The organism is Candidatus Eisenbacteria bacterium (assembly GCA_030017955.1).
GTDB lineage: Bacteria > Eisenbacteria > RBG-16-71-46 > JASEGR01 > JASEGR01 > JASEGR01.
Map to the genome: position 1 here is coordinate 1 of JASEGR010000089.1, position 10,437 is coordinate 10,437.

A 10,437-nucleotide genomic window follows, 5' to 3' on the forward strand; every position below is an offset into this window, starting at 1 on the left:
GTGCCTTATGAAACGCCCTGCATTTCGTAAAGTTATTTCTGGGACGGCACACTAGTTCCGCGAAGACCAGCTCCTGAGCCCGCATCGCTTAGCTTGTGCGCCTTGACCATGACCGTTGGCACATTGGCAGGACCTTCCCGCTACTGGGGTTTGAAGGCGGGGCAAAATACTGGTTGGCAAATGGTTCCAAGTATGCTATCATTATTCTGTGGACGGCGAGGTTGATTTGGTCGAAATTTCGCCGAGCGTGCTGATGCTGCACAGTTTGCGATCCATCATTCTGGGAATCACCTTTGTCCATATGTCCATAGTTTGTTGAGCATTAGAACGTAGGTTTGTCCGAAAGGGGGGATGCAGCAAGGCAAGAAGTTGTGCGTGTCCTGAAGGATCTTGCGGAAGTTAGGTTGACGGACAACATCGTCCTTTATCAGGAGGTCTAATAATGAAGAAGTTAGCTATGCTCCTTGCGATCGCAGCGATTGCCGCTTATGCAACTGGTGCATTTGCGTTTCTTAATGAAGATGGGAAGATTGTGGTGAGCTTGAGGGGAATCGACGCGAAGGGTAGATGCGAGTGGCCGACTCAGCCCACGCCGACGAACTGTTCGCAGCTTGTTCTCCAGGGGGCCATCAATACCCCTTACCATTGTCAGATTCTTGTAGCTGATTTCAACAATCTGACGGCTGAAGAGTTCGGTCTAAGCTATCCTCCGCACATATTCGTTGGGACGGACAAGCTTGATTGCACGCCTAACGCATTTGTGCTCAAGTCACCGTCTCCTCCGTTCCCTGCTTCGGGTTCTGGCGTAGTCATCGCGCACAGCTGCGTGAACTATACCGGCACGCTCCTCAATCTCGGGTTCATCTATGTGTTTGCTTATGCACCCGGGACGTTGTGCATTGCTGGGAGCTGCAGAGCCAACACGGCCGAGCTTACGGATTGTCAAGGCAAGACTGACGTGATTTGGCCGATCCCGGGTATGCCCAGCCACCTTGGTTGCGTTGGATTCGGAGAAATTGCCGGATACGACGGCAGTTGCGGTGTGAGCACCCCCGTAACCCCAAGCACCTGGGGAAACATCAAGGCGCTCTACAAGTAATCACAGTCACTGCATAGTCTGAAGAAGCGGGGGGCTTGAAAAGCTCCCCGCTTTCTTCTATCGCACCGCGATTTCAACCTACAGTTTCAATGCCCCCTGTGGTAAAGTAAAAATCTGTTCAGTGTCTGTCGGGTGGGACAGGTTCTGATTTCTCTCTCGTTGTCCTGAAACAATCCTGGGAGGCAAATGATGAGCTTGATGCGTGGGAAAAGGTTTTTGTGCATGTCAGGGATCATCTTCTTGTTAGTCACTGCTCTCATAAGCTGCGCGAGGTATGGCTCAAGACCCAGGGTTTTTGTGCTGGGTCTGGATGGTGCCACATGGGACCTTCTTGAGCCATGGATGAAGGAAGGGAGCCTTCCGAACATTCAGCAGCTCGTAAACGACGGCGCATACGGGACCCTCAGGTCCATCGTTCCCCCGCTCTCCGCTCCGGCATGGACGACCGCCTTCACCGGCGTGAACCCTGGAAAGCACGGCATATTCGACTTCTCAAGAAGGCTGCCCGGGAGTCTCGTGTCTGTGAATGAGACTGCCCGTTCGAGAAGGGCGAAGCCGGTGTGGATGATTCTCAGCGAGAGAAAGAAGAAAGTCGGCGTTATGAACATCCCGCTAACCTGGCCGCCTGACGAAGTGAACGGCTTCATGATCAGTGGATTTCCGTATATTGAGTACCGAGGATACACCTATCCCAAAGAGCTCGAGGAAAAGATTCAGCCCTACCCGTTGGAGCGCCTGGGCGAAGAGCTCGTAGAGGGTTGGGAGAACGAAAAGCTCAAGGACATAGACAACCAGCGTGACGTGCTGGGCAAGCTTGTTCTGGAGAGCATGAAGAAGGAGAAATGGGACCTTTTCTGGGTCGTCTTCACAGGAAGCGACAGGGTCCAGCATTTCTACTGGAAGTTTATGGATAAGAATCATCCTCTTCACGATCCTGCGAAGGCAAAACTCTACGGCAACGCGATAAAGAACTATTGGATCGCGATGGACAGTATTGTGGGGCAGATTGTTTCTGAGCTTCCGCCCGGAACAATGCTCATGGTAATTTCCGATCACGGGTTCGGGCCGATTTACAGGGAAATAAACCTGTCGCGGTGGCTCCAGGTCTCTGGAATAAGCGACTGGCTGTCCCACGCGACGATGGGCCCCGTAATCATAACAAACGGCGTCACAAAATCCGTACTTTGGGGAGCGCACAAGGAGGGGTGGAAGGACTACGAAGAATTCAAGAACCTGTACAAGGAAAAACTGTCCTCCTTCAAGGACCCGGAAACCGGAAAACAGTTCTTCAGCGGAGTCTATAAGAGAGAAGAAGTCTTCGGCGGGAAGTACGTCGAAAGAGCCGCCGATATCATTGTTGTTGAAAACGACCCATTCTTCATGGGGCCAGGCTCCGAGAAAGAGAAGAATCTCGTTCAGCCTATCCTGAGCACCAGCTTTTCTGCATGGCACCGGCCGAATGGCATTTTCATTTTCAATGGGCGCGGCATAAGAAGAGGACATATCAGCGAAGGGGGAAACCTGGTGGATATCACTCCGACCATACTCTATTTTCTCAACGAGGGCGTTCCGGGAAGTATGGATGGAAAAGTCCTGACATGGACTGTGACCCCGGACTACCTCAAAGATAATCCGGTCAAGACCAGCAAAGAAGAGATAGAAGAGTCGGGTTCTGCTGAAGAAGATACGTTGACTGCAGAAGAGGCAGAGAAGCTCAAGTCAATTCCCTATCTCAAGTAAGGTTGCAGGGACTCTGTTTCAAGGCGTCTTCTCGCGGGCTCTCAGCTCCTCCTTTGCTTTCTCTATGTTCTTTCTTGCAAGCTCATTTGTGGGACTCATAGTGAGAAGCTGTTCCCACAATTTGATTGCCTCCTTAAGCTGGCCCTTTCTTGCGTACGCGGAGGCCAAATTGTTAATCACAAGAGCATTCGCCCGAGCCCTCTGAAGAAGTTTCGTATAGCCCGAGATCGCATCGTCAAGTCTTCCTTCCTGGAGAGCAAGTGTAGCAAAACCGTACGCTACCTCCAAACTCTCGGGCTCTTTCCGTTCTGCGGCTTCAAGTTTCTTTCTTGCTGCGGCGAAGTCTCCCTTCCTCGTATCCTCCATGGCAAGTCCAACGATCTCCCTGGCAGTCATTTCTCCAAGCGATGTACTCTTGCCGGCCTCCGGAAGCTCAAAGCCGGATCGTCTAAGAACGGTGATGTTATCCTGAGCTCCCCTGTGGCCTGGCCTCAAGAAGAGGGCTTTCCTGAACTCGTCATAGGCCTCCTGATAGTAGCCCAGATTGCTGAGCGAAACCCCCAGGGCATTGTGAGCGTCCGCCAGGTAAGGTGATTTCTCGACGGCCTTACTGCAAAGTGTGAATGTGCGGATGTTATCACCCCCGAGCTGATAGATGGCTCCAAGCCCCAAATAGGCGAACGCTTCAGTTGAGTCAATTTCGACTGCTCTCAGATACTGGGTTTTTGCCTCCTCAAGCGCCCCATCGTGCGCAAGCAAGGAGGCGGCACCCAATCTGGCCTCAATGTTCGTCCTGTCGAGTGAGATGGCTTTCTCAAAATGGGACACGGCCTGAGACAGTCTGTTTTCCATGGCATAGGACGCACCGAGAAGATAATTGTCTCTTGAAGGATTCTCCCCCGTCTTTCTTATCCCCTGCGGCAAAACAAAGAGAATGGCGCCGGCCAGGACTGCCCCGGCCAGAAGAAACACTCGTGTCCTCAGCAGGGTGTTCCTCCCGAAAGCTCTGACAAGAACAGTGCTTCCCACAACTGAAAAAGAAACAAGGCCAAAAAGCCGTTCTCCCGAGGATGTGAAGAAAAGTCCGTTTATGATCAGGGCCGAAAGAAACGCGAAGAAGACCGGGTCGGCCTTCTTGAGTTTGCCGGCTTGGGTGATAAGCCCGACGACGAAAAGAGGCATGAGAATCACGGACAGGTACAGGAGGTAGTGGATGAGCGGGGCCTCTCTTCCGAGGGAGAAGTAGAGACTCTCATTGACAGGAATCTCGTATGGTCCCAGAAAGAAGAAAACCTTTTTCAAGATAAGCCAGAGATGAGAGAGAGGCTCCTTCACAATTTCTCCGAGAGCCTGCCCGTACAAAAACAGGGAGACCCGATGCTCCTTGAGACTCAGACCCGAACTCCAGCGTGCCTGTTCGCCAATGGTTGCGGATTCCATCCGCCTGACAGTGAAAGGAACTCCATCGAGTCCCTTCTGATTTCCAAGGAAGAAATTCTCTCCCGAACCTGTGCTGGAGACCGCAAGTTCTCCATACCGATGATAGTTATTTACGAGAAGCGGGAGGGAGAGAGAAAGAACACCCAGGACGACAAGAACGAGCGCGAAGGCCTTTCTTTTTCTAGACGCAGCCCTGACAGCGAACAGGACATTGACGAGTCCAACGAGCAGGAGCGGCCATCCGTTCACCCAAAGAAGGTATGCAAGAGAAGAGAAAATCCCAAAGAATAGAAAATAGGCGAGTCTCCCGGTTTTCCTGCCCTTCAGAAGCAGAAGCGTGAGGACTCCGCCCAGAAATGACAGAAGAGAGAATGGAAGAGACTTCCCCTCGAAGAAGAGCTCGCTCCCTGAAGCTGCTACAAACAAACCGGCTACAAGCCCTGCCGCACTGGAATGAAACTCCGCTCCAACCAGATATGTTACAAGGGTAAGCCCTACCCCGAGGACATGAGAAACGAGCTGACTTGCCTGAGGATCGGGGATGGCCCTTGCCAAGAGAGAGATGTACGACGCGTAGAAGGAGGAAAGAGAAGATGGACTGCCCCCTTCGGCTCCGGCGACCTCGCCGGCCTTTGCCTTGTATAGGAATTCCTGATAGCCCGGAGGTGCCGCCGTACTCCTGGCTTGATAGAAGAAGACTGCCCTGACTCCGACCGCAATCAGCAGCAGTACGACGACAAGGACCTTATGTCTCCTGGACACGGGCTAGAACGCCAGCCTCCTTCTCTCCTCTGTGATTTTCTCTATGAGGGCGGGATCTGTGGTGAGCTTGAGACTCTTCTCCACTTCCCTGAGAGCCTTGCTTTTCATTCCCAGTGAAGCATAAACGATTGAAAGATGATAATGCACTTCGGCATTGTCTGGATCCAGCTCTGCCGCCTTCTTGATGTACTTGAGAGCCTCTTCTTTTTTCCCGAGCTTGAGTTTGACCCATCCGGCTGTATCCAGGTTTGTAGCGATCCTGGACAGCCTGACCGCCTTCATGGCAAGCTCCTCAGCCACATTCAGTGAATCGCCCTTTTCGGAAAGAAGCCAGGCGAGATTGTTCATGGCATCCGTGTACCAGGGGTCAAAACGGAGGATTTGCCTGTACTCCTCGATAGCCCTGTCCTCCATACCGGCCCCGGCATACAAAAGCGCAAGATTGTATCTGACGAGGGAGTTTTCCGGGTGAAAGCTGAGGATATTTTGCCAGTAGTATGCCGCACTGTCGGCTTCCCCAAGCCTGAAGAATGAGAGACCGGTGTTGCTCATCGCTGCTTCTCTTTCGTAAAACGTCCCCGTCCTGATGCTCGCTCTGAAGTATGAGAGCGCCTCCTCTATCTTTCCTTCTTCCAGAAGAAAATTCCCTCTCTCTCTGAGACTCCTTGACAGGAGACCTTTCACAAGACAGTCGTTGGGGGCAAGAGCGAGACTTCTCCAGAGCCCGCCGTTTCCTTCCGCGTCCAGAGCGGAGGGGGTGGTAAGGGTTGAAATAGCCGTCCTCCTGCCTTCCAGATATGAAGCGAAAGTCTCTTCGGTCATCCCTTCCGGCATAGTGCTCAGGTAGAATGATACAGGCTCAGCCCAATCGAACAGTCTAGAGAGATTTCCTATGTCAGTTTTGGCATACATGTTCTTCGGAGCGCTGTATTCCAAAGTGAGATGGTCATCAGTCACAACCGTTCTCTTTCCTTTGAGGTATCCAGGGAGTGCTCTCGAGCCAAAGATGAAGTTTGAAATAAATGCAACCGGAGTATTGAGTCCGAGTCTGAAGAGATCCTCACTCACAAGGTTCGTCGAGAGCCCGCGGCTCAGATCTGCGAAATCGATTGTGAGAGGTTTCCCCGAGCCAATGAGGAAGAGGTCCGATCTTCCGGACATCCAGACCATCACCTCAGGGAACGTAAGGTTGAAGGTATAGAGAATATCTTTGAGGTCGCTTTCCGACATCTGATATATGTGGACCCACTGACACATGATGCCGTCCGGTCTGAGATGCTCCTTGGCAAGCTCGAAGAATTCATGGGTGAAAAGAGTCCCTATGCCGGCGATCCAGGGATTGGAGGGTTCCGAAATAAGACAGTCGAACTTCTCCTTCGATAGAAAAAGAAAGTTCCGTCCGTCGTCTTCGACAAGTTGGAAGCGCGGATCTCCGAGAAAATTTCGCCGGGGCGGGTTAAAGAATGATGCGGACTTGAGAAGACCGGGGATAATTTCGGCACAGACAACTCTCTTTACCGGATGGTGAAGAACCGAGTTGGCGGTCATCCCGCTTCCCAGCCCTATGACAAGTACATCCTCCGGGTGCTTGTGAAGAAGAATAGGAGCGTGGGCACTAAGCTTCTGGGTGATTTCATCGGCTCCGGTTGATGCGTCAGTCTTGCCGTTTATTCTGAGAAACGTCGCCCCCTCGCTTCTCCAGACAGAGACAGTCGCTTCGGGGCTTTCTTCAAAGAAGAGCAGCCTCTGTGATGCGAGGGACTCCTTCAGGTCGCTCAATCCCTTATAGTCAGGCGCATAAACGTACAGACCGCTATCCATGAGTCCCTTGTCCCAGGGTCTCAACGCAAGCGGAAGGAGAATGGCCATGACCGATAGAGCGGCCAGTCCGCCGGCGTATTGTCTTGGACGCGTGACCAACTTGATTCTTGGCGCCAGAAGAAGCGAGCCCAGCAAGAGAAAAACAGCCGAAATGAATATGAGGCTAGATTGTTTTCCCAGGGCGGGGACAAGGAGAAACCCGGCAGCCAGCGAGCCGAGCACGGCGCCGACCGTGTTTGCGGCGTAGAGTACCCCTATCCGTTTTCCAAGATGGTCCAACCTTCCGCAAAAAGCCCGGGCCGCCAAAGGAAAGGTCCCGCCGAGGAAAAAGGTCGGAAGTATCATTATCAGAAAGCTTATGGAAAACCTGAGGACGGTTTGCGAACTCCACTGCGGACCAAAGAATCCAAAAAGCTTGAAGAAGAGAATAGGCAGGATTCCAAAAACAGGGATTGTGGCAAGCACCAAGCATCCGACGCCTAGTTGAAGACATCCGAGTAGGATGATCGGATTTGCCTCCTTGAGCCTCCCAGCTGCTGAAATGACCCAACTGCCAAGAGCAAGTCCGAAGAGGAAGGTTGTCAGCATTGCCGAGAAAGCATATACGGTCGTCCCGAGCACTCCGCAGAGCAGTTTTGTCCAGACGACTTCAAGCGCAAGCGCCCCGAAGCCTGAGATTCCGTAAGCAAGGGGCACAAGCCATTCTGTGGATTGAGCGGACCAGATGGTTTTCGCGTTACCAGCGGGTCGCACTAAAGACTCGCTACCGGGGGGAGCCGCGGCCGATGCTCGGGCAGGCTCGTCCTGAACAGAAGGCAGAATATGCTTGTCAACTTCTTGTTTCCCGTCACCTACGTCCGCAGCTGTTAGTGGCCTGCGGGACGAAGCGAGAACAAAGGCACATATGGCGATTGCGATATTCAAGAACACTGCGGTCAGCGTCGTATTTCTGAGTCCGAAGGCAGGAATCAGCAGGTACCCCGATGTGAAGGTGCCTGCGACCGCACCCAGAGTGTTCACAGCGTAAAGCAAGCCGGGTTTCGTCAGGAGTTCTCCTCTCTTCCTGACGAAGCACTTTATGAGAACAGGGAGGGTGCCGCCCATCAGACTCGCTGGAACGAGTAAGACAAGGAAGGTCGAGAAAAATCTCAATGAAGTCATGAAAGCAGGGCTCTGGCTGATTCCCGAGTAGGAATGGACGTAGAGTTTTCCCAAGAGCGATAGAAAGAAAGGAAGCAGTACGGCCCAGATGCCAATACCTATTTCGAGTACGCCGTAAGTAAGCAGGTAATTGATTTTTCTGTCCGCCACTCTTCCAATCACGTAACTTCCCAGCGCAAGTCCGCACATGAAGGCAGCCAGGACGGTGGAAATTGCGTACGAGGTCCCGCCGAAAATGAGAACTAGCTGCCGGGTCCAGACGACCTCATAGACAAGGGATGTCGCACCGGAGAAGAAAAACAGGAAAAGAGCGGACTTCTCAAGAGAGTTTTTTCTCACAGAGCCGGAGGATACCAGATGGGTGGACGGGAGTCAAAAACCTTGGTGTCGAATCGTACTTCTGTCGGTTATCTCCCCCGGAGAACTGAAAAGCGGATTCTGAATCAGAAATTGTCTCACTTGCACCGCAAAGTTTGCCGTTTACATCGTTGAACCCACGGCTTAATATTTACTCCTCGAGCAGGCGCGAGTATCAGGGTGCCGTGTCGAGGGGCACCTACACATACCAAGGTATAGCCGGGACTGCACACTGGTTCCGGTTGTCAGCAGCATAGAGTCCCGGGATGTGTTTAGGCTGGGATAGTTTCTCGAAAGGAGGCAGTTCGTATATGAAGACGTATGGAAAGATTGCTCTTCTTCTGCTTCTTGTTCTTCTTTCGTGCCAGGCTACAAAAGGAAAGGTTGTTGCCACTGTCGGAGACAGGAAAATCCTGGCGGGTGACCTTGAGGAAGAATATCTCAAATGGGCGAAAGAAGGCCGCATCGAAAAGAAGGACGAGGAGAGCGTGAAATCTCTTCTTGAAACAATGATAAACAGGGACCTCCTTTTTCTTGCGGCAACAAAGGACATGCCTGACACAACGCGTCTCGCAAGGATAGTGAAGAGGTTTGAGGAAGACTTGCTCAGAAAAACGCTTCTTGACAGAGAAACCGTTGACCGAATCAAGGTCACCAACAGAGATGCCAAGAATCTGTACAAGAAGCAGGGAGAGGAAATAAGGATAAGGCACATCCTTGTCGCAAGCCTTCGCCAGGCGGAAGATGTCATCAAGCTCCTCAAGGAAGGAGGGCAGTTCGAGGTTGTTGCGCAAAAGTTTTCCCTGGATCAGAGGAGCGGGGCGAGCGGAGGCGACATGGGGTATTACACCTGGGGCGAGTTTCCTCCTGAACTGGAGAAGGTAGCTTTCGGCCTGGGAAACCTGGAAATCTCAAAGCCGGTGAAGAGTACCGATGGTTATCACATACTAAGGGTGGATGAAAGGAGAAAAAGAGTCCAAAACCCGTTCAAGGAGGAAGAAAAACGTCTGACAGATGCCGTGCGGACGATGAAGGGGAAACGATTGACGGAAGAGTTCTACCTGAAGCTCGAGAAAAAGTATGAGCTTTCATTCAATGAAAAAGCTTTGGAGCTTCTTGCAGGGAAATTCCAAGCATATGGCCGGTCTCACATTCCTACGGAAGGGGAGATTCTCATTACGGATACTGACATAGCCGGCACACTCAAGATTTCGCCCTCGGAACTCTCACTTTCCCTTGCCAAGTGGAAGGGGGGAGAGACATCGGTTACGGACTTTCTCAACTACGTACAGAATTTCGTGAAGGGCACCTGGCCCAAAGGCGGGAGCCCGATAGAGGTAGAAACATTCGCCCTTAAGTCCATCAGGGACAGCATGGTATTGGCGGAGGCCTACAGCGAGGGACTCCAGCGCAACCATGATATCGAAGAGAAAATCAGGTTGAGAAGGGAAGAGGGCCTCGTAACGCGCTACTTCTATGGGCGAATCTCCGGAAAGTCAGTCCCATCGGAAGAAGAGATGAGGAACTTCTACAAAGAACATCTTGACAGCTACTCTGAGCCAGAGAAGATAAATGTTGCATACGCGCTTCTGGACTCCCTGGGAGCGGCCAAAGGCTTTGCTGACAAGCTCAGATCAGGGGAGAACTTCGCCAATGTTGTGGCCGAGTATTCTACGAAATACCCGGCATTCCAGAACGAGCCCTCCACCGGGTTCTTTGGAAGAGGTGAGTCCAAGTCCAAGGAGTTGGAGGACGTCGCCTTCAACCTGAGTCTGAATGAGGTCGCAGGCCCCGTTCCCATTGAGAAGAAGTACCTGGTTGTCAAGGTAATTGAAAAGAAAGAAAAACGACCCTTGCCATGGGAAGAGGCGCGGGAGTATGTGCGCAGGGACCTCAGCACCCTTATGGACGACCAGGCCCTCAAGGACCATCTTGAGGGGCTCAAGAAGGAGTATGGTGTGAAGGTGGATGAGGGAGTCTTGAAGCAAGTTGTCAAAAAAGTTCTGTTAGGGAAAGTTGAAAACCGGACTATTTAAGGTTCAAAACCGGACTTTTGG

General features: G+C 52.1%; 5 protein-coding genes. 3 read left to right on the plus strand and 2 right to left on the minus strand.

Annotated elements, in window-relative coordinates; all coding sequences use genetic code 11:
- The first annotated feature begins 442 nt into the window (after positions 1-442).
- A complete protein-coding gene (locus QME66_11495; protein MDI6809587.1) occupies positions 443-1,099 on the plus strand; it encodes a hypothetical protein in 657 nt (218 codons plus the stop codon).
- 189 nt (positions 1,100-1,288) lie between these two features.
- Positions 1,289-2,839 (plus strand): alkaline phosphatase family protein, encoded by a 1,551-nt coding sequence (locus QME66_11500; protein ID MDI6809588.1) that lies wholly within the window; start codon positions 1,289-1,291, stop codon positions 2,837-2,839.
- Positions 2,840-2,857: 18 nt separating this feature from the next.
- On the opposite strand, the gene QME66_11505 is transcribed toward QME66_11500, so the two are convergent.
- On the minus strand, positions 2,858-5,041 hold the full coding sequence (locus tag QME66_11505; protein ID MDI6809589.1) for a tetratricopeptide repeat protein: 2,184 nt from the start codon (positions 5,039-5,041) through the stop codon (positions 2,858-2,860).
- Between the two features lie 3 nt (positions 5,042-5,044).
- A complete protein-coding gene (locus tag QME66_11510) occupies positions 5,045-8,362 on the minus strand; it encodes a fused MFS/spermidine synthase (protein MDI6809590.1) in 3,318 nt (1,105 codons plus the stop codon).
- 329 nt (positions 8,363-8,691) lie between these two features.
- Between QME66_11510 and QME66_11515 the strand changes: the two genes are divergently transcribed.
- Positions 8,692-10,416: a peptidyl-prolyl cis-trans isomerase gene (locus QME66_11515; protein MDI6809591.1), complete on the plus strand. Its 1,725-nt coding sequence runs from the start codon at positions 8,692-8,694 to the stop codon at positions 10,414-10,416.
- Positions 10,417-10,437 lie beyond the last annotated feature (21 nt).

Coding starts and splice junctions, on each gene's coding strand:
- QME66_11495 (MDI6809587.1), top strand. CDS start 443: ATGAAGAAGTTAGCTATGCTCCTTGCGATCGCAGCGATTGCCGCTTAT.
- QME66_11500 (MDI6809588.1), top strand. CDS start 1,289: ATGAGCTTGATGCGTGGGAAAAGGTTTTTGTGCATGTCAGGGATCATC.
- QME66_11515 (MDI6809591.1), top strand. CDS start 8,692: ATGAAGACGTATGGAAAGATTGCTCTTCTTCTGCTTCTTGTTCTTCTT.